The organism is Haemophilus influenzae, assembly GCF_003494325.1.
In the GTDB taxonomy this organism is placed as follows: domain Bacteria; phylum Pseudomonadota; class Gammaproteobacteria; order Enterobacterales; family Pasteurellaceae; genus Haemophilus; species Haemophilus influenzae_I.
Map to the genome: position 1 here is coordinate 40297 of NZ_QQIK01000001.1, position 19382 is coordinate 59678.

Consider the following 19382-nt stretch of genomic DNA (forward strand, 5'->3'; position numbering starts at 1 on the left):
ATTGATATAGTAGACAAAGCAGTTGTTAATGTTTATTTTTAAATATTAGCAACTGTTTTATTTTGGAATTCCACGCAATAATCCTACAGGCTCAAAAGGTTCTATAGAAGTTGGTGCAGGCACTTCGCTGAATAATAAAATAAATGGCTTGGGCGGAATAACTTTTTCATTTCGCCATAAATTTCCCATTCCGACTAATTGAATATCTTCGGGTAAATTACGAAGTCCTGCTTGTAAAACTGCAATCGTATTTTGGCGAGGATGACCTATTGCAATGGCGGAGCCGTGTTTTCTAGCATAGTGAATTGCTGCTTTAAATTGACGTTGAACGTCTGCGAATTCGTTACTATCATCTAAAAATATATGGCGATCTAATGAACGCACCCCTTGTTCTTTTGCTATTTTTCCAGCTACAGATTTTCCTATTGTTCGACTATCTAAAAAGAATAAATGTTTTTCTTGAAGTGCGGTCATTAAATAAGTCATTAATTGGGGATCTGCCGTTGCTGCACTCCCCATATGATTGTTCATACCGATGGCATCACGCACAATATTTTTAGCCGTATTAACGCGATCATTTACTTGTGCCGCAGACATTCCTAAATGCAGCCCACCGTCTTCTATTTTCACTGCACTTACTGGTTGCATCGGCATATGGATTAAAATATCTCTACCTTGAGATTTTGCTTCTTGATTACGTGCTCGAGCATAGGGCGCTGCAGGAATAATTGCTACGGAAATTTCACGTGGCATCGCAAAAATTGCCGCATCTTCTTTGAGATGATAGCCTACATCATCAATAACAATAGCAAGTTTACTTTGAGCAAAAGAAAAAGAGGTATAAAGTGCGGTAGAAAAAACAATGAAATTTTTTACCGCACTTTTTATCAGAATATTCATCAACGAACCCACCCTGCAGGATTTACTGGCGTTCCTTTACGGCTAATACCAAAATAAAGCGCAGAACGTGATATTTCCCCTGTATTTCCTACTTGAGCAATAACCTGCCCTGCTGAAACAAGCTGACCAACTTTCACTGATACAGCTTGATTGAAGCCATATAAACTTAAATCAGTTTCGCCGTGTTTAACAATAACCATATAACCATAACCATTTAAATATCCCGCTAAAATGACGCGTCCAGCAGCAATTGCTTTAACAGGCGTGCCTGCTGATGCGCCAATTACCATACCTTTCCAACGTACTTCGCCTGCTTGAATAGAACCAAAAGTATGCAAAATTGAACCAGAAACTGGTAAGGAATATTGTTTTTTTGCCGCCCCTAAACCGCTTGTACTATTAAGTAATTGGCGTTCTTGCACAGTTGGTTGATAAGGCTTTGATGTTCGTTTTTCTTCAGCTTTTTGGCGTTGAGCAAGTGCCTCTCTTTCACGTTTTTCTTGTTCGCGTGCTGCTTGTTCAGCTCGTTGAATTTCTTGACGAAGTGCTTGTTCGTTTGCTTTTAGTGCATTCAATTTATCTTGATCTAGGGCTAAATTTTTATTGAGTTCATTCAGCGTAGATTGATGCTCTTGCTGTGCTTTTTGCAATGCTTGTTGTTGTTTTTTTTGTGTGGAAAGTTGATTTCGGTGATTCTTTTGTTGAGAGAGAATCGCCTTTTTTTGTACTGCAATTTGTGCTTGCGTTGCTTTTAAATTATCAATCATTTCAATCCGAACTTGATTTAAATGCTGATAATAAACTTTCATTCGCTCTGCTTTTGTCGGATCTTTGGCAAACATTCGTTCAATCAGCGATGGATTAATGCCTGAACGATAAATTATATCTATTTGTTTGGCTAATCGTGCTTTTTGCTCACGTTCCTGTTTTTCTAATTGTTTGAATTGCTTATCTGCATCGGCAATTTGCTTACGAATTTCCTTTAAACTTATTTCGGTTTCAAGCAGTTCACTCGCAACACTGTTAATTTTACTCTCGTGTTTTTTTAAATTCGCTTGCAACTTAGTTTGCTGAAGCTTTTGTTTCTCAATTTTAGATTCTTGTTGCTTAATTTGTTTTTGAATTTGATTGAGATCGGAAGATTGGCTGACAGGCGAAAATATTAATAAACCGCAGCTTAAAAGTGCGGTTAATAATAATGATGTTTTTTGATTAACGCCAAAACGCAACATAATTCGTCCTAAATTCGTAAAACTCGCAAATCTTATCATATTTGTTAAAAGGCGAAAAAGTTTGATGGTTATTTTTTGCTGAAGATCAGGAAATCATCCCTTTTAACTTTTAAAGCTAAGGATTTTTTGCTATAAAATGTGCGTTCTTTTTATTTGAAAAAATTAGGAGATTCTTATGGAATTAGTATTTATCCGTCACGGTTTTAGTGAATGGAATGCGAAAAACTTATTCACAGGCTGGCGTGATGTGAATTTAACTGAACGTGGTGTGGAAGAAGCAAAAGCTGCGGGTAAAAAACTGTTAGACAAAGGTTATGAATTTGATATCGCATTTACCTCCGTTTTAACTCGAGCAATCAAAACTTGTAATATCGTGTTAGAAGAATCCCATCAATTATGGATTCCTCAAGTGAAAAACTGGCGTTTAAATGAACGTCATTATGGTGCTTTACAAGGTTTAGATAAAAAAGCGACTGCGGAGCAATACGGTGACGAACAAGTTCATATTTGGCGTCGTTCTTACGACATTTCTCCACCAGATTTAGATCCACAAGATCCAAATTCTGCACACAATGACCGTCGCTACGCAAATATTCCATCTGATGTTGTGCCAAACGCAGAAAATTTAAAATTAACATTAGAACGTGCATTACCATTCTGGGAAGATCAAATTGCACCAGCAATGCTTTCTGGCAAACGTGTTTTAGTGGTTGCTCACGGTAATTCACTTCGTGCGTTGGCAAAACATATTATCGGTATTTCTGATGCTGAAATTATGGATTTTGAAATTCCAACAGGTCAGCCTTTAGTTTTAAAACTTGATGATAAATTAAATTATGTAGAACATTACTATCTTTAATTAAGTTCAACGTATTGTTGTTCTAACTGTATAAAACAAAACCCCGCAAATTAGCGGGGTTTTTAAACAAGTCCAAATTATTTTGTGCTTGGAATTTTGAAACGGCTGTTGAAACGCTCGACACGACCACCAGTATCAACAACACGTTGTTTACCAGTATAGAATGGGTGGCAGTTACCGCACACATCAAGGTTGATGTCTTTGCCTAAAGTTGAACGTGTTTTGATCACATTACCGCAAGAACAAGTCGCAGTAATTTCTTTATATTCTGGATGAATACCTTGTTTCATAGAAAAACCTCAAAATGAAGCCACGCCGCTATAGGAACTTTCTCCCTACACCGCGTGAGTGAATAATACGCCATAATTGGCACCAAATAGGTTGCGAATTATACTGAAAAAATGCAGATAAACAAGCTCTATTTTCGTGTAAAATCATCAGCATTTTTAACCGCACTTTTCTTTTTATGTTAGCAAAATCTTCCATCAATGCGCCATTTGCCAAATCTGTTTTAGCTTGGTACGACAAGTTTGGACGCAAGCATTTACCTTGGCAGCAAAATAAAACGCTTTATGGTGTATGGCTTTCTGAAGTGATGTTGCAACAAACGCAAGTTGCGACGGTAATTCCTTATTTTGAGCGGTTTATCAAAACATTTCCAAATATCACCGCACTTGCCAATGCTTCACAAGATGAAGTGTTACATTTATGGACGGGCTTAGGCTATTATGCACGAGCGCGTAATTTACATAAAGCCGCTCAAAAAGTACGGGATGAATTTAATGGAAATTTCCCGACAAATTTTGAGCAAGTTTGGGCGTTATCTGGAGTGGGACGTTCAACTGCTGGTGCCATTTTATCTTCTGTTTTAAATCAGCCTTATCCAATTTTAGATGGTAATGTTAAACGTGTGTTGGCGCGTTATTTTGCTATTGAGGGATGGAGTGGCGAGAAAAAAGTAGAAAATCGCTTGTGGGCATTAACGGAGCAAGTTACACCTACGATGCGTGTGGCAGATTTTAATCAAGCAATGATGGACATTGGTGCAATGGTTTGCATGCGAACTAAGCCCAAATGCGATCTTTGTCCGTTAAATATAGATTGTTTGGCTTATAAAAATACAAACTGGGAAAAATTTCCAGCTAAAAAACCTAAAAAAGCGATGCCAGAAAAAACTACCTATTTTTTAATTTTGTCGAAAAATGGCAAAGTATGTTTGGAGCAGCGAGAAAACTCGGGATTATGGGGCGGATTATTTTGTTTTCCACAATTTGAAGATAAATCCTCGTTGCTTCATTTTTTAGCCCAAGAAAAAGTCACGCATTATCAAGAATGGCCGAGTTTTCGACATACATTTAGCCATTTTCATTTAGATATTCATCCAATTTACGCCGAAATGGAGAGTACTTTATGCGTAGAGCAGGCTAATTTAGACTGGCGAAAAGTGATGGAAAGCACAAAAGAATACCAATCAAACCTATCAAGTGCGGTCAAATATTGGTATGATCCACAAAATCCTGAACCGATCGGGCTGGCTCAGCCTGTGAAAAATCTTTTAATACAATTTGTAAGGAATCATTATGGCAAGAACAGTATTTTGTGAATATCTCAAAAAAGAAGCGGAAGGCTTAGATTTTCAACTTTATCCTGGAGAGTTGGGCAAGCGTATTTTTGATTCAGTAAGTAAACAGGCTTGGGGCGAATGGATTAAGAAACAAACGATGCTTGTGAATGAAAAAAAACTTAATATGATGAATGCAGAGCACCGTAAATTATTAGAACAAGAAATGGTTAATTTTTTGTTTGAAGGTAAAGATGTTCATATTGAAGGTTATGTTCCACCATCAAATTAGTTATCTATCCTACAATGAAAAAATATTTATTATTGGCATTGTTGCCTTTTTTGTATGCTTGTAGTAATTCATCGAATCAAGGTATTAACTATGATGAAGCCTTTGCTAAAGACACGCAAGGGTTAGATATTCTCACAGGGCAATTCTCGCATAATATTGACCGTATTTGGGGCGTCAATGAATTGTTAGTGGCTAGTCGAAAAGATTACGTGAAATATACAGATTCTTTTTATACGCGTAGCCACGTGAGTTTTGATGAAGGTAATATCGTTATTGAAACTCAGCAAGATCTAAATCGTTTACATAATGCTATTGTTCATACCTTGTTAATGGGAGCGGATGCAAAAGGTATTGATTTATTTGCATCTGGCGATGTGCCGATTAGCTCTCGCCCATTCCTTTTGGGGCAGGTTGTGGATCATCAAGGGCAACACATTGCTAATCAAGTTATCGCAAGTAATTTCGCCACTTATTTGATTCAAAATAAATTGCAAACACGTCGATTACAAAACGGGCATACCGTGCAATTTGTCTCTGTTCCTATGATTGCAAACCACGTAGAAGTGCGTGCACGAAAATATTTACCATTGATTCGTAAAGCTGCGCAACGTTATGGCATCGATGAAAGTTTGATTTTGGGCATTATGCAAACAGAATCAAGTTTTAACCCATATGCGATTAGCTATGCAAATGCTATTGGATTAATGCAAGTCGTGCCTCATACAGCAGGTCGAGATGTATTTGCAATGAAAGGCAAAGGTGGGCAGCCATCAACGCGTTATTTATATGATCCTGCGAATAATATTGATGCTGGTGTGTCTTATTTATGGATTTTACAAAATCAATATTTAGATGGAATTACGAATCCAACCTCAAAACGTTTCGCCATGATTTCTGCTTATAATAGTGGTGCAGGCGCAGTGTTACGTGTTTTTGATAATGATAAGGATACGGCGATTTACAAAATCAATCAAATGTATCCAGAACAAGTTTATCGCATTCTAACGACGATTCACCCATCATCACAAGCACGCAATTATTTGTTGAAAGTTGATAAGGCACAGAAAAAATTCCGTGTTAGACGATAATTGAATTTTTTCAGATAATCAAAAATGCTCGCTGGCTAACACCATTGAGCATTTTTTATTAAAAAAGTGCGGTAAATTTTAAAATAGTTTTTATTATTTCGTTGTTTTAATAAACATATTGATGATTAACTATTCAAATGAAATGTTTTTTCCATTTTTTTTGCATTTAGTTATTGACCGAAAACCGAAAAAATAGTTTAATACGCCCCGTTGTCAGGCAGTAGCCAATAACGATAACGCCTCGATAGCTCAGTCGGTAGAGCAGGGGATTGAAAATCCCCGTGTCGGTGGTTCGATTCCGCCTCGAGGCACCATTTCCTCCTTAGTTCAGTCGGTAGAACGGTGGACTGTTAATCCATATGTCGCAGGTTCGAGTCCCGCAGGAGGAGCCAAATTTAAAAAGGTCGCTAAAGAGATTTAGCGGCTTTTTGCTTTCTTATATATAAAATATATAATCTTCTCTAGTCTTGTAACTATAACTAGGCATCAAAATTCAAAATGGCGTATCAATGAGCGAGAGCCTTCTTATTTTTGATGTTAGCAAGCGACCTAAGTCGCTTGCGTTTAACTTAAAGAAGAAAAATGAGTCGGCTTTTATTTTGGAATAGATTTATTTTTCACGATCGTCGATCGTTTGCAGCAAATAATTTCCCTCTGCATCAGCAAGACTGCGGAAACCTACATTCGTGATTTTGTAGGGATACTTTGTTCGATAAGTAAAGTTTTCGTGATGATGTCCGTGGAATACTAGCTTAACCCCCATCTTCATTGCCAAATCATTAATTACTTGGAAACCCATCGGATGTGGTTTAGGGGCTTCGTGACAAATCAACACATCCGCTTGTTGGTTTTCTAAGATTTCAATATCTGATGGAAAAATTGACGTGCGATGACGCAAAGGCACACCGCCTCGCCAAATCTTCTCCTGTGGGCTATATTGGCAATAATGAATAGGATCAAAAAACATGGGGCGATTTGGTGGCATCCAAATTTGTCCGCGAAATACACCGCCTAATCCCGCAATGCGAGTTCCTTGAATATCAACTACGCGATTGTGTAAATTGCGTGATTGCCACTTAGAACCCCAAATTGAATCAAAAGCACTAATGGTTTTGCTATCATGATTTCCATGAATAAACCAAATATCACAATGTTGTGCAAGTTTATCCAATTCATCTGCTGTCGTGAGCTGTAAATCGCCTAAAATTATCAGTGCGACATTTTCCTGTTCTTTTATAAAAGGGTAAATGTGATCATAGCTTCCGTGCGGATCACCAGCAAATAAAATCATTGAGATGTCCCTTTTATAGGAAAGGTTGTGTTTTGTAATTCACTGATTTCCTCTTCATTTAACACTTTCTCAATGACTGCTTTAACTTGGTTATAGCGATCAAGATAACTTGGCGATTCAATCTCTATATAAGGGACTTTATATTTATCTAACAGTTTTTTGAGTAGTTGTTGAAATTGTTGGCGTTGTTTTTGTGAGCCTAAGCTACGCAAGCCATCATCCACCCATTCAGTATTATTTTTAAGTAAAATAGTGACATCGAAGGGATATTCTTTAATCATTGAGTCTAAAAATGGGTGGGCTTTTCCTTCATACTGAATGCAAAATGCTTGGGTGGTGATGAAATCCGTATCAATAAATGCAATTTTATGAGAATGGCGCACGGCATAATCAATGTATCGTTGATGACCAAGCGCCATTTGCGGATAGTCAGAATATTGCATCGCTTGCTCGTCGCCACCGAGCTTTTCAAATACAAATTCACGCCCGTATTCCCACGCAGAAGTGGTATTAAATACGGCGGCTAACTTATTAACTAGCACGCTTTTACCACTGCTTTCTCCCCCTAAAATCGCCACCGTTTTGGCAAAGAAAGGACGAGCTTCTTTCGGAATAAATTTCCAATATTGGAATGGTGTGGTGCGAATTTTTGTGGCGGATACATTAAAGAAAGTGCGGTCAGGATCGACTAACGAAACTTCTAAACCTAAGTATTTCTCGTAAGGCGCTTTATCTTGAGGTTCGCTACTAAATACGATTGAAGGCTCAAAATGTTTTTCATGGAATAGGGTTTTAACCGCTTCACTCCAAGATTGCCAGCCATTTGGATAACTCGGAATACCGTCTTCAACCAAATGATGAATAAAAATCTGATTTTTTTGATATTTGAAAATTTGCTGCATCCAACGCAAGCGATCCTGAACGGTTGGCATGCGTTTCATTTTACTATCGTAAAATAATTTCAAATCTCGCACCGTATCACTACACACGATAACGTGCAGTTCATCGACTTTACTGAACGCCTCATAAATCATATTTATATGGCCTGTGTGTACAGGATAAAATTTCCCGAAAATGACACCGACTTTTTTCTCTTTTGTTTTTGACATAATCTGCTCTTGATAGCGTAAGAATTGAGTGTGTTTATTGTAGGCTAAATGAAAATATTTTTCACGTTCTGATTTAGTGCCTAGGTATTTTGCGTTATACTTAGCTCGCATTCTCAGGGCAGGGTGAAATTCCCTACCGGTGGTAAAGCCCACGAGCGTTTAAAAGTGCGGTCAATTTTTGGCAAATTTTTCTTGCTAAATTGTCCTGATTTTCACTTTTAAAGTCAGCAGATTTGGTGAAATTCCAAAGCCGACAGTAAAGTCTGGATGAAAGAGAATAAAACGAGTTGGGTTCCCAAATCGTTCATTTTATTTGCATTTCTCAGCCCTGATTCTGGTATTTAATTGAAATCTCAAATTAGGAAATTACTATGAATCAGTCAATTTTATCCCCATTCGGCAACACCGCTGAAGAACGCGTACTTAATGCAATTAATGCCTTTAAAAATGGAACTGGCGTATTAGTTTTAGATGATGAAGATCGTGAAAATGAAGGCGATTTAATTTTCCCAGCAGAAACAATCACGCCAGAACAAATGGCAAAATTAATTCGTTATGGCAGTGGCATTGTTTGTTTATGCATTACTGATGAACGTTGCCAACAACTCGATTTACCGTCAATGGTAGAACACAATAATAGCGTAAACAAAACGGCTTTTACTGTGACGATTGAAGCCGCAAAAGGTGTTTCTACGGGCGTATCTGCCGCAGACCGAGTCACAACCATTCAAACGGCTATTGCTGATAATGCAGTTCCAACAGATTTACATCGTCCAGGCCATGTTTTCCCACTTCGTGCAGTAAATGGTGGCGTACTTACTCGTCGCGGACACACAGAAGCTTCCGTTGATTTAGCACGTCTGGCAGGATTTAAAGAAGCAGGCGTTATTTGTGAAATCACGAATGACGACGGCACAATGGCACGCACCCCTGAGATTGTAGAATTTGCGAAAAAATTTGGTTATTCCGTGCTAACCATTGAAGATTTAGTTGAATATCGTTTAGCACATAATATTTAAAATGCAAAAGTGCGGTGAAAATTTCTATGATTTTTTTACCGTACTTTTTATATTATACTGTTCCAACTTTTTATTTATTTGGGTTACTTATTATGCATAATGCAGCTCAGCACAATTATGTTATCAGTTTAACTACTGAACAAAAACGCCGAAAACACATTACCGAAGAATTCGGTAAGCAGAATATTCCTTTCGAATTTTTTGATGCTATTACGCCCGACATTATTGAAGAAACCGCTAAAAAATTTAATATCACCTTTGATCGTTCATCAAAAGCAACTTTGTGTGATGCTGAGATAGCCTGTGCATTAAGCCATATTGTTTTATGGAATTTCGTTTTAGAAAATAATTTAGATTATATTAATATTTTTGAAGACGATATTTATTTGGGAGAAAATGCAAAAGAATTGTTGAATATTGATTATATACCTGAAGATACTGATATATTGAAGTTAGAAGCTCATGGAAAAATAATTTATGGAAAGTGTGAGCAAATAAAATGTAATAGAAATATTTCCCGATTGAAATTCAAACATACTGGAATGGCTGGCTATTCAATCACAGCTAAGGGTGCTAGATATTTATTGAATAACATAAGAAATAAACAACTTTATCTTGCTATTGATACTCTAATTTTTGATGAATTATTAGGCAAAAAAGATTATAAAGTTATGCAACTTTCCCCTGCAATATGCGCTCAAAGTTTTATTCTGCATGATGAAAATTATTTTGAGAGTAGTTTGCATAATGGTAGGGAAAAAGTGCATAAAAACCAAATTCCCGCTAAACCTTTAGCTAAAATAAAAAATGAACTAATTAGAATAAAAAAACGGATATTCGGAAAACAAGTTCCATTTAAATAATAAAAGTGCGGTTAAAAATCTTATTAAATTTTAACCGCACTTTTTTGTTTATTTTACTTCTGGTAAATTTACCGCACCTTTATAGCCTAATTGTCGCCACGCTTCATAAACCGTTACTGCAACAGAATTAGACAAGTTCATACTGCGGCTATTGGCAGTCATTGGAATGCGGATTTTTTGTTCCATCGGCATTTCATTTAAAATTGACATCGGAATGCCACGAGTTTCTGGGCCAAACATTAAATAATCCCCAAATTTAAATTTCACTTGGCTATGTGCTGGACAGCCTTTTGTTGTAAGTGCAAAAAGGCGTTTGGGTTTTTCGCTTTCTAAAAAGGCTTCAAAGGTTTTGTGGCGTTTGATTTCCGCAAATTCGTGATAATCCAAACCTGAGCGGCGTAAGCGTTTATCATCCCAAGTGAAACCTAGCGGTTCAATTAAGTGCAAGCGAAATCCTGTGTTGGCACAAAGTCGAATAATGTTACCAGTATTTTGTGGGATTTCTGGTTCATATAAAACGATATCTAACATAATTTTCTCTCTAATTCTGATATAAACGATAGCTCACTATTCCCGTCGTTTTTTCTTTCAATAACGTCCAGTTTTCAGGAGTAATAAGCGGTTTATCTTTCTCTGTTTCTACGTAAATTAACGCATTGGGTTTTAGCCAGTTATTTTCACAAAGCAAACTAATTGCTTGTTCTGCCAAATTAAAATGAAAAGGTGGATCTAAAAATACCACATCAAAGTGCGGTTGATTTTGTGGTTGTTTTAGAAAATCCAAACTACTTTGATTAATTACTTCAGCCTGTTCTGATGAGCATTTGAGTGTTTGTAAATTCTTTTTTAATTGATTGGCGACAGTTTTATCTAGTTCTAAAAAAGTCACTTTTTTCGCTTGGCGAGAAAGTGCTTCAAAACCTAATGAACCACTCCCCGCAAAGCCATCTAAACATTCAGATTGGTGGATATAAGGCATTAACCAATTAAAAAGCGTTTCTTTCACTCTATCGCCAGTTGGGCGTAAGCCTTCTGAATTTAATACGGTAAGTTTTCGCCCTCGCCATAGACCTGCAATAATGCGAACCTCGCCCTTTGCATTTGGCGTTTGTATTTTTTTCATAAAGATTCGATTTTTATTGAAAATTGTGCTTAGTTTAGACGATTTTTTGCTAGAATGAACGACATTTTTATCGGATTACAGTTAAGAGAGCATTTTATTATGGCTGAAGAAAATAAAAAAGGCGGATTTTGGGCATCGTTATTTGGGCGTAATAAAAAGCAAGATGAACCTAAAATTGAGCCAATAATTGAAGAAGAAAAGATAAAAGATATCGAGCCGTCTATTGAAAAATTTGAAACTCATGATTTAGTCGAAGAAGAAAAAATACAGGAAATTTCAACCGCACTTGAGCCGATTGAAGAAATCATCGATGCGAAAAATTTAGAAGATGATCTTCAGCCCGTTGTTGAAATTGAAACTCGCGAAAAGCCAAGTGAAGGGGGCTTTTTTAGTCGTTTAGTTAAGGGATTACTGAAAACTAAACAAAATATTGGCACGGGTTTTCGTGGTTTTTTCTTAGGAAAGAAAATTGATGATGAGTTGTTTGAAGAATTAGAAGAACAACTTTTAATTGCGGATATTGGTGTGCCGACAACAAGTAAAATCATCAAAAATTTGACTGAACATGCAAGCCGTAAAGAATTACAAAATGCCGAGCTTTTATATCAACAATTAAAAGTAGAAATGGCGGATATTCTTGAGCCAGTAGCACAACCTTTAGAGATTGATAGCACGAAAAAACCTTATGTGATTTTAATGGTGGGCGTAAATGGCGTGGGTAAAACAACGACAATTGGTAAGCTCGCACGTAAATTTCAGGCTGAAGGAAAATCAGTGATGCTTGCGGCGGGCGATACTTTCCGTGCGGCGGCTGTTGAGCAGCTTCAAGTTTGGGGAGAGCGCAATCATATTCCAGTTGTTGCGCAAAGCACGGGGTCTGATTCTGCGTCTGTGATTTTTGATGCGATGCAATCAGCGGCTGCACGCAATATTGATATTCTTATTGCGGATACGGCGGGTCGTCTGCAAAATAAAAATAACTTAATGGACGAACTGAAAAAAATTGTTCGTGTTATGAAAAAATATGATGAAACTGCGCCACATGAAATTATGCTTACGCTGGATGCTGGCACGGGACAAAATGCCATTAGCCAAGCGAAGTTATTTAATGAGGCTGTGGGTTTAACAGGAATCTCTCTAACAAAATTAGATGGCACGGCAAAAGGTGGCGTGATTTTTGCCATAGCCGATCAGTTTAAGTTGCCTATTCGCTATATCGGTGTAGGCGAGAAAATTGAAGATTTACGTGAGTTTAATGCGAAAGAATTTATTGAGGCATTATTCGTTCATGAAGAAGAATAAAAAGAATAAGGAAGAATTGTGATTAAGCTCTCAAATGTTTCTAAAGCCTATCATGGTGCAACGCAGCCAGCGTTACAAGGCTTGAATTTTCATCTTCCAGTGGGAAGTATGACTTACTTAGTTGGGCATTCAGGAGCAGGGAAAAGTACATTACTCAAGCTTATTATGGGAATGGAAAAAGCCAACGCAGGTCAAATTTGGTTTAACGGGCATGATATTACTCGCTTGTCAAAATATGAAATTCCATTTCTGCGTCGCCAAATTGGTATGGTTCATCAAGATTATCGTTTATTAACAGATCGTACAGTGGTGGAAAATGTGGCATTGCCGTTGATTATTGCAGGTATGCATCCAAAAGATGCGAATACTCGAGCAATGGCATCTTTAGATCGTGTAGGATTGCGTAATAAAGCCCACTATTTGCCACCGCAAATTTCTGGCGGAGAACAGCAACGCGTTGATATTGCGCGTGCGATTGTGCATAAACCTCAACTCTTATTGGCAGATGAACCAACGGGTAATTTAGACGATGAACTTTCCGTAGGGATTTTTAATTTGTTTGAAGAATTTAATCGTCTAGGAATGACTGTGTTAATTGCTACTCACGACATTAATTTAATTCAACAAAAACCAAAACCTTGTCTTGTGCTTGAACAAGGTTATTTACGTTATTAAGGAATAATCATGAGCCGATCAACGGATGCATCTGTTTTTGTTCAAACAGCCTATACTTTGCGTGCAGTATGGGCGGATTTGTGGCAACGTAAATTTGGCACGCTGCTCACGATTTTAGTGATTGCCGTTTCGCTTACGATCCCGACTGTGAGCTATTTAATGTGGAAAAATTTGCATTTAGCCACCACTCAATTTTATCCTGAAAGTGAATTGACTATTTATCTTCATAAAAATTTAAGTGAGGAAAATGCGAATTTAGTGGTAGAGAAAATCCGTCAGCAAAAAGGCGTGGAATCACTGAATTATGTTTCTCGTCAAGAAAGTTTAAAGGAATTTAAAAGCTGGTCTGGCTTTGGTGAAGAATTGGAAATTTTAGATGATAATCCATTGCCTGCGGTCGTTATAGTAAAACCGACGAGCGAATTTAATGTTTCAGAAAAACGTGACGAATTACGTACCAATTTAAATAAAATTAAAGGCGTGCAAGAAGTTCGCTTAGATAACGATTGGATGGAAAAATTGACCGCACTTTCTTGGTTAATCGCCCATGTGGCAATTTTCTGCACTGTATTAATGACGATAGCGGTATTTTTAGTTATTGGTAACAGTATTCGCTCTGATGTGTATAGTAGCCGATCAAGTATTGATGTGATGAAATTGCTTGGTGCAACAGATCAATTTATCCTTCGTCCTTATCTTTATACAGGGATGATTTATGCCCTGTTAGGTGGGTTAGTTGCAGCAATTTTTAGTAGCTTTATTATCAGCTATTTTACTTCTGCAGTGAAATATGTAACAGATATTTTTGCCGTTCAATTCAGTTTGAATGGATTAGGCGTTGGCGAATTTGTATTCTTATTAGTGTGCTGTTTAATTATGGGCTATGTTGGGGCGTGGATTGCCGCAAAAAGACACATTGCCTTGATTGATAACCGAGTTTAGGTGTTGATTGAAAAGTGCGGTTGTTTTCCATTGTGTTTTGATTTTGAAACAATGTGGAAAACAACCGCATTTTTGTATTAATGGGACAGCATTTTTTTCCATTCTATCAAGGTCTTTTCAAAGGAATCCGATGAAAACAAAGCACTACCCGATACAACCCAATCGATCTCATATTTTTTCAAATGTGAAGCCAATTCAAATGTCATTGAGCCATCAATAGAGATGAGTTTTTCCTGCCCTGAATCATGAAGTTGGTTAAGTAATTGGATTAATCGTTCGGTTATTTGATCAAGATTAGCTTTTTCCCCAGTTCTTGGATCCAATGTTAAGATTTGGATTAAATCAATATCCGGTAAATAGGGATAAAGTAATTCTAAAGGTGTATTAGGACAAATAGCCAAGCCACATAATATCGTTTTTTGCGTTTTTAACCATTGTAATGTGTTGTCCAGATCAACGGTATTTTCAACTTGTAGGGTCATAATATCCGCACCGGCGGCAACACATTTTTTAACAACGTTAAATTGATCTTTTACCATTAAATGCACATCTTTTATAAATGTGTTAGGAAACTGCTGTATCGCCATACTTCCCACAGTGAAAAAAGGGGAAAATTGCCCGTCAGCAATATCAAAATGCAGGAGGCGGAGTTGGTTTTGGCTTAATACGTTGAGTGTTTTTGAAAATTTAAGCCAATTGGACGCCAATATTCCTACACTGATTGGCTGTGATTTTAACGCTGAAATCAACCGCACTTTTTCTGCGTTCATGCTTCAATTTCCTCAGGAAAAACCCATTCAAAGATTTTTTTGCTTCGATGTGTCGTCATTAAGGGCTCTAGTTCTTTCACACAACGTTGGTAATGTTCCGTTTTTTTGTGTTCTGCCAATGCTTGTTCATTTTCATAAACTTCATAAGCATAGAAGCGGGTTCGAATTTCTGGGTCACGTAAGACATCAAAGCGTAAGTTACCTTTTTCTTGGCGTGTTCCGAGATGGTTGCGTTCAAATACATCAAGAAATTCTTGTTCTTTACCTTCTTTTATATTAATTTCAACGAGCATAGCAAACATAATTTCTCCTTAGTTTCAGTGGAATAACATTCCTCCGTTGTAGCAAGAGAGGAATGTTTAGTGATTAACAGTGATGGTTTTTTTCGTGTAGATATAATTGGTATGCCTGTTCAGCATTTTCGCCACCATGAACAATCGCATTAACGGCTTTTAACATCGCGATTGGGGCATCTGATTGGAAAATATTGCGTCCCATATCTACACCGGCTGCGCCTTGATTAATCGCTTTATAGCACATTTCTAAGGCTTCATTTTCCGGGAGTTTTTTGCCACCGGCAATCACAATCGGCACCGGACAACCGGCGGTAACACGCTCAAACCCTTTATCAATATAGTAAGTTTTAATAATATGCGCGCCCATTTCTGCTGCAATACGGGTTGCGAGTGAGAAATAACGTTGATCACGCGCCATATCTTTACCTACACCGGTTACTGCCATAATAGGCATTCCGTAGCGGGTGCCTTGATCCACCAACTGAATAATGTTTTTAATAGATTGGTGTTCATATTGAGAGCCAATATAAACTTGTGCAGCCATAGCGGAAACGTTTAATCGAAGCGCATCTTCAACGGATACGGCAATAGCCTCATTGGAGAGTTCCGTTAAAATTGAATTTGCACCGGAAGCCCGCAACGCAACAGGTTTACGAACGCTAGGGGGCACAACACTGCGTAAAATACCTCGTGTACACATTAATACATCGGTATATTCAAATAAAGGCGCAATGTTTAAATCAATGCGTTCAAGCCCGGTTGTAGGGCCTTGGAAGTAGCCATGGTCAAAGGCTAACATAATTGTTTTGCCTGTTTTGGGATTAAAAATATTGGCTAAACGGGATTGCATTCCCCAATCCAGCGCACCTGAGCCTTTTAAATAAAACGCTTGATGAGTTTGTGGTTTGTCCAAACCAAAATCTTTACCGTCTCGAATATCATCTAAATCTGCCATTGTTATGCTCCTTAATTAGAAATTGTACTGATCAATATTGTCTTTAGTGAAGACAACACGTTGTGGTAATAGCACAATGCCGTTACCTTTCGCTTCGTATTCGTAACCCTGAACTTTGTTTGGAGATACTTCAATTGTGCCAATACCTTCAACTTCTACTTTATCACCGACATTAAGCGGCTTGCCTTTCAGCAAATCATTTGCTACGGCAATGGAAATTTTGCCTTGTTGTACGACATCCCAAAGACCAAACTGTTTAACCGTGCCTCGTTTTACATAAGGTCGCATCACGTTAGGGGTGCTAAAACCAACGATAGCGACATGATTTACTTTGAGGTTTTCAGCAGCTTGTGCGGCGGCCGGTAATGCGTTGGCATCCGGTGCAATAATGGCATCTAAGTCCAGATAAGCTTTTAAAATACCCTCTGCGGTTTGAAGTGATTTGATTGCATCGTTGTAACCGAATTGAGTGGTGACAATTTCCCATTCCGGATGATTTTTAGCGATTTTTGCTTTCGCTTCTTTTACCCATTGATTTTGATCAGTGACCGTTGGACTGGAATAAAAGAAGGCAACTTTGGCGTTAGGTTTGGTTATTTGGCTTGATGCCATCTCAACAAGCATAGAACCTAATTGTTCTGGTGTTCCTTGGTTAATGTAGTGGCTACGGCATTCCGGTTTAGAGTCTGAATCCCAAGTTAATACTTTTACACCTCGTTTCATCGCTCGTTGTAATGTAGAGCATAAGCCATCAGGTGAAACCGCTGAAACTACAATGGCTTTATAGCCTTGATTGACGAAGTTATTAATTAATTGTACTTGATTGGAAACACTCGGTTCCGTAGGACCGTCATAGGTAACATCCACCCCAAGGGTTTTTCCCATTTCAGTTGCACCTTGCCCACCGCTAGTGAAGAAGCCGACGCCGACTAATTTGGGGATAAAGGCGATGCGATCTGCTGCTTGTGCGGCAGTCGTCACAGATAAACCGAGCAATATGGAAAGCGCGGTCATTTTCATACGAGTTTTCATAACAAGTTCTCCTCTTAAGGTTGAGTGTTTAACGACTAATCTACGACTGCTTGATGTTTGGCTTTTCGGCGTATCCATTGCATCATTGCACCGTAGTGCAAGCTAACGGATTTGCCGATTAATACGATAATCAGTAAGGCACCGGATAAGGCGCTTGAAATCTCATTTGGAATACCGATCATTTGTAAACCTTGTTGTAAATAACCAATTAATAGGGCAGCGATAGCGGTACCGATAATTGAGCCTGAGCCACCATAAATATTGGCGCCACCCAATACAACGGCGGTCAGTACCGGCATTAATAATGAGCTGCCTAAATCTGAACGGGCGGAACCGAAATAGGACACTAATAGCACTGCGACAAAAGCGGCAACAAGTCCGATAAATGCGTAAATGAGAAAAAGTGTTTTTTGAATCGGAACTGCACTGTAACGAGAAGTTCGTTCACTCTGACCAATTAGAAAAATGCTTCTTCCAATTTTGGTTTTGTGCATAAGTAGCCAGAAAATAAACGTCATTAATATGAAGTAAAGAATAGGAGTGGGAATTCCTAATAAGGTTTGATTGGCAAATTCTAACAGTGATTCAGGGAATCCACCGATACCTTCATAACCGGTTGCTCCGGCGAAACCGGACAGGAGCAATGCGCCACCGCCAAAAAGATACATGGTGCCTAGCGTGATCACCAAGGGATTAACTTTTGTATAAAGAATAAGTCCTGCATTAATGAACCCACACAGTAGCCCCACAACAAAGGTTGCAGGGATAGCAAGGCTAATCGGAATATCCAATTTAAATAACACGCCTAATGTTATGGAGCATAAGCCAACCGTTGAACCGAAAGAAATGTCCATTCCCCCACTGATAATAATCATTGTTAACGGAAGTGCCAGCATACCAATATAGATGAAATCACTTGTACTATATAAGAGTACGTTGAGATCAAGCATTAAGGGATTGAATAGACCGAATCCAAGAATTTCAAGTATTAATAGTAGTAGCAATGTCAATTCCCAAGCATGTTTTTTTATCGTCAACATCATCTTTCTCCTTTAATGACCGCACTTTGATAAATAAATGGGGCTAGTCGTCTTTTAAAAATCGTGCATAGCGTTGTAATTTGAGATTGTGAGAAATCATGACTCGGATCCGACCGTCAAAGACCAAGACGACTAAAAGCACGATACCCGCAACGAAGTTATTCCAGTAAGCCGGTACTTTAAGAAGAACCAATATAGAATCAATTTGAATGAGGAAATAGGCGCCAAGCACCGCACCGATTAAGTTACCGGCACCACCTAACAAACTAATTCCGCCCAATACGCAAGCGGCTATCGCTTTCATCTCTAGCCCATTTCCGGTTGAGTTTGGCACGAATCCGATTTGAGACGTGAACACAATACCGGCAATGGCAGCCATTAAGCCATTTATTGCAAAGGCAATAATTCTGACCCGATTAATCGGTACACCAAGTTGCATTGCACCTTGTAAATTGTCTCCCACAGCATAAAAATACCGTCCGGTTGAGCATTTTGTTAAGAAATAGTAAGTGGCTAGAATGATGAGAATTAATATCCAGCCAATAACGGAGATATTTAGAAAAATCGGGGCCGATAAGGTTTTTAGGTCTTGCGGTAAACCTTCAATCCATTTCCCACCAGTGATCAATAACATCATTCCTTTATATAAACCTAATGTTCCCAAGGTTGCCACAATAGCAGGGATTCGTAAGAGCGTAACTAATACGCCATTCAGTAATCCGGCGGTTAAACCGCAAAGTAAAGTGAGGGTAAAGGCACTTGCAAGTCCTAATCCGGCATTGAGCAGACTTCCGACAATAACTGCACTTAATCCCATTGTGGAACCGACTGATACATCAATATTTCGCGTTAAAATGACAAAGGTTGCGCCAATTGCCAGTAAAATCACGATTTGAGCTGAATTAAAAATCATCATGAGTGTTTGCAAATGAAATCCGGCACCAACAAATCCTAATAGGGTAAACAGCAAACCGATAGCAATTAAAATGGTCAATTCGCGATTATCTTGAATGAGTTTCCACATATTTTTCTC

The 19382-nt window shown here is 38.2% G+C and carries 21 protein-coding genes, 2 tRNA genes, 1 pseudogene and 1 riboswitch; of the genes and pseudogenes, 11 read left to right on the top strand and 13 right to left on the bottom strand.

The features are described 5' to 3' along the window. Nucleotides 1-57: 57 nt before the first annotated feature. Together DV356_RS00180 and envC are read right to left on the bottom strand one after the other, a co-directional pair. Entirely contained in the window at nucleotides 58-900 is an 843-nt protein-coding gene (locus DV356_RS00180; protein WP_050845994.1) for a divergent polysaccharide deacetylase family protein, read from the bottom strand. Further along, nucleotides 900-2132, bottom strand: coding sequence for a murein hydrolase activator EnvC (gene envC, locus DV356_RS00185; RefSeq protein ID WP_005652336.1), 1233 nt, complete (start codon nucleotides 2130-2132; stop codon nucleotides 900-902). The genes DV356_RS00180 and envC overlap by 1 nt, the downstream gene beginning before the upstream one ends. Nucleotides 2133-2307: 175 nt before the next feature. Here envC and DV356_RS00190 point away from each other — a divergent pair, with 175 nt between their 5' ends. Next, nucleotides 2308-2991 (top strand): 2,3-diphosphoglycerate-dependent phosphoglycerate mutase, encoded by a 684-nt coding sequence (locus DV356_RS00190; protein WP_005652337.1) that lies wholly within the window; start codon nucleotides 2308-2310, stop codon nucleotides 2989-2991. Between the two features lie 77 nt (nucleotides 2992-3068). Here DV356_RS00190 and rpmE read toward each other — a convergent pair whose 3' ends face one another. Next, on the bottom strand, nucleotides 3069-3281 hold the full coding sequence (gene rpmE / locus DV356_RS00195; RefSeq protein WP_005625828.1) for a 50S ribosomal protein L31: 213 nt from the start codon (nucleotides 3279-3281) through the stop codon (nucleotides 3069-3071). 176 nt (nucleotides 3282-3457) lie between these two features. Here rpmE and mutY point away from each other — a divergent pair, with 176 nt between their 5' ends. The 5 genes from mutY to DV356_RS00220 all read left to right on the top strand — a co-directional run bounded on the left by mutY (nucleotide 3458) and on the right by DV356_RS00220 (nucleotide 6324). Beyond that, nucleotides 3458-4594 (top strand): A/G-specific adenine glycosylase, encoded by a 1137-nt coding sequence (gene mutY / locus DV356_RS00200; RefSeq protein WP_074039564.1) that lies wholly within the window; start codon nucleotides 3458-3460, stop codon nucleotides 4592-4594. After that, complete coding sequence (locus DV356_RS00205) at nucleotides 4572-4844, top strand: oxidative damage protection protein (protein WP_005648477.1); 273 nt, start codon at nucleotides 4572-4574, stop codon at nucleotides 4842-4844. The genes mutY and DV356_RS00205 overlap by 23 nt, the downstream gene beginning before the upstream one ends. Before the next feature lie 14 nt (nucleotides 4845-4858). Then, nucleotides 4859-5932: a membrane-bound lytic murein transglycosylase MltC gene (gene mltC / locus DV356_RS00210; protein ID WP_048954663.1), complete on the top strand. Its 1074-nt coding sequence runs from the start codon at nucleotides 4859-4861 to the stop codon at nucleotides 5930-5932. A 238-nt stretch (nucleotides 5933-6170) separates the two neighbouring features. Continuing rightward, nucleotides 6171-6246, top strand: a tRNA-Phe gene (locus DV356_RS00215). Between the two features lie 2 nt (nucleotides 6247-6248). Then, nucleotides 6249-6324: transfer RNA gene (locus tag DV356_RS00220), tRNA-Asn, on the top strand. 218 nt (nucleotides 6325-6542) lie between these two features. On the opposite strand, the gene DV356_RS00225 is transcribed toward DV356_RS00220, so the two are convergent. Then, nucleotides 6543-7223: a metallophosphoesterase family protein gene (locus DV356_RS00225; RefSeq protein ID WP_042593678.1), complete on the bottom strand. Its 681-nt coding sequence runs from the start codon at nucleotides 7221-7223 to the stop codon at nucleotides 6543-6545. Then, a pseudogene (gene nadR / locus DV356_RS00230) lies at nucleotides 7220-8461 on the bottom strand (multifunctional transcriptional regulator/nicotinamide-nucleotide adenylyltransferase/ribosylnicotinamide kinase NadR); the annotation flags it as partial. The gene DV356_RS00225 and the pseudogene nadR, both read right to left, overlap by 4 nt. Next, a riboswitch (FMN riboswitch) is annotated at nucleotides 8438-8615 on the top strand. It overlaps the preceding pseudogene by 24 nt. Before the next feature lie 88 nt (nucleotides 8616-8703). On the opposite strand from nadR, the gene ribB reads away from it, so the two are divergent. Both ribB and DV356_RS00240 read left to right on the top strand, forming a co-directional pair. Continuing rightward, nucleotides 8704-9351: a 3,4-dihydroxy-2-butanone-4-phosphate synthase gene (gene ribB / locus DV356_RS00235; protein WP_038440205.1), complete on the top strand. Its 648-nt coding sequence runs from the start codon at nucleotides 8704-8706 to the stop codon at nucleotides 9349-9351. A gap of 26 nt (nucleotides 9352-9377) precedes the next feature. After that, nucleotides 9378-10214: a glycosyltransferase family 25 protein gene (locus DV356_RS00240; RefSeq protein WP_192882141.1), complete on the top strand. Its 837-nt coding sequence runs from the start codon at nucleotides 9378-9380 to the stop codon at nucleotides 10212-10214. A 48-nt stretch (nucleotides 10215-10262) separates the two neighbouring features. Here DV356_RS00240 and trmL read toward each other — a convergent pair whose 3' ends face one another. Together trmL and rsmD are read right to left on the bottom strand one after the other, a co-directional pair. Next, the gene (gene trmL, locus DV356_RS00245; protein ID WP_038440203.1) at nucleotides 10263-10745 is read right to left on the bottom strand and encodes a tRNA (uridine(34)/cytosine(34)/5-carboxymethylaminomethyluridine(34)-2'-O)-methyltransferase TrmL; all 483 of its coding nucleotides are present in this window, start codon (nucleotides 10743-10745) and stop codon (nucleotides 10263-10265) included. Nucleotides 10746-10755: 10 nt separating this feature from the next. Further along, nucleotides 10756-11337, bottom strand: coding sequence for a 16S rRNA (guanine(966)-N(2))-methyltransferase RsmD (gene rsmD, locus DV356_RS00250; protein ID WP_112087941.1), 582 nt, complete (start codon nucleotides 11335-11337; stop codon nucleotides 10756-10758). A gap of 99 nt (nucleotides 11338-11436) precedes the next feature. On the opposite strand from rsmD, the gene ftsY reads away from it, so the two are divergent. From ftsY to ftsX, 3 genes are read left to right on the top strand one after another with little or no spacing between them, the layout of a single operon-like run. Beyond that, nucleotides 11437-12639 (top strand): signal recognition particle-docking protein FtsY, encoded by a 1203-nt coding sequence (ftsY, locus tag DV356_RS00255; protein ID WP_192882150.1) that lies wholly within the window; start codon nucleotides 11437-11439, stop codon nucleotides 12637-12639. 18 nt (nucleotides 12640-12657) lie between these two features. Beyond that, nucleotides 12658-13314 carry a cell division ATP-binding protein FtsE gene (ftsE, locus tag DV356_RS00260; protein WP_118806365.1) on the top strand — a complete coding sequence of 219 codons (657 nt, stop codon included), beginning with the start codon at nucleotides 12658-12660 and terminating at the stop codon, nucleotides 13312-13314. Between the two features lie 9 nt (nucleotides 13315-13323). Further along, nucleotides 13324-14256, top strand: a complete 933-nt coding sequence (gene ftsX, locus DV356_RS00265) for a permease-like cell division protein FtsX (protein ID WP_112118991.1) — start codon at nucleotides 13324-13326, stop codon at nucleotides 14254-14256. Nucleotides 14257-14333: 77 nt separating this feature from the next. Here the strand turns inward: ftsX and DV356_RS00270 are convergent, their stop codons facing one another. The 6 genes from DV356_RS00270 to lsrC form a co-directional block, all read right to left on the bottom strand. Continuing rightward, nucleotides 14334-15026 (bottom strand): beta/alpha barrel domain-containing protein, encoded by a 693-nt coding sequence (locus DV356_RS00270; protein ID WP_005685955.1) that lies wholly within the window; start codon nucleotides 15024-15026, stop codon nucleotides 14334-14336. Then, complete coding sequence (lsrG, locus tag DV356_RS00275; RefSeq protein ID WP_112118992.1) at nucleotides 15023-15328, bottom strand: (4S)-4-hydroxy-5-phosphonooxypentane-2,3-dione isomerase; 306 nt, start codon at nucleotides 15326-15328, stop codon at nucleotides 15023-15025. The genes DV356_RS00270 and lsrG overlap by 4 nt, the downstream gene beginning before the upstream one ends. Before the next feature lie 64 nt (nucleotides 15329-15392). Further along, nucleotides 15393-16277, bottom strand: coding sequence for a 3-hydroxy-5-phosphonooxypentane-2,4-dione thiolase (gene lsrF, locus DV356_RS00280; protein WP_005685959.1), 885 nt, complete (start codon nucleotides 16275-16277; stop codon nucleotides 15393-15395). A gap of 15 nt (nucleotides 16278-16292) precedes the next feature. Further along, nucleotides 16293-17309 carry an autoinducer 2 ABC transporter substrate-binding protein LsrB gene (gene lsrB / locus DV356_RS00285; RefSeq protein ID WP_118806366.1) on the bottom strand — a complete coding sequence of 339 codons (1017 nt, stop codon included), beginning with the start codon at nucleotides 17307-17309 and terminating at the stop codon, nucleotides 16293-16295. A 35-nt stretch (nucleotides 17310-17344) separates the two neighbouring features. Continuing rightward, on the bottom strand, nucleotides 17345-18349 hold the full coding sequence (gene lsrD, locus DV356_RS00290) for an autoinducer 2 ABC transporter permease LsrD (protein WP_005685963.1): 1005 nt from the start codon (nucleotides 18347-18349) through the stop codon (nucleotides 17345-17347). Between the two features lie 43 nt (nucleotides 18350-18392). Next, nucleotides 18393-19373, bottom strand: coding sequence for an autoinducer 2 ABC transporter permease LsrC (gene lsrC / locus DV356_RS00295; protein WP_005685965.1), 981 nt, complete (start codon nucleotides 19371-19373; stop codon nucleotides 18393-18395). Nucleotides 19374-19382 lie beyond the last annotated feature (9 nt).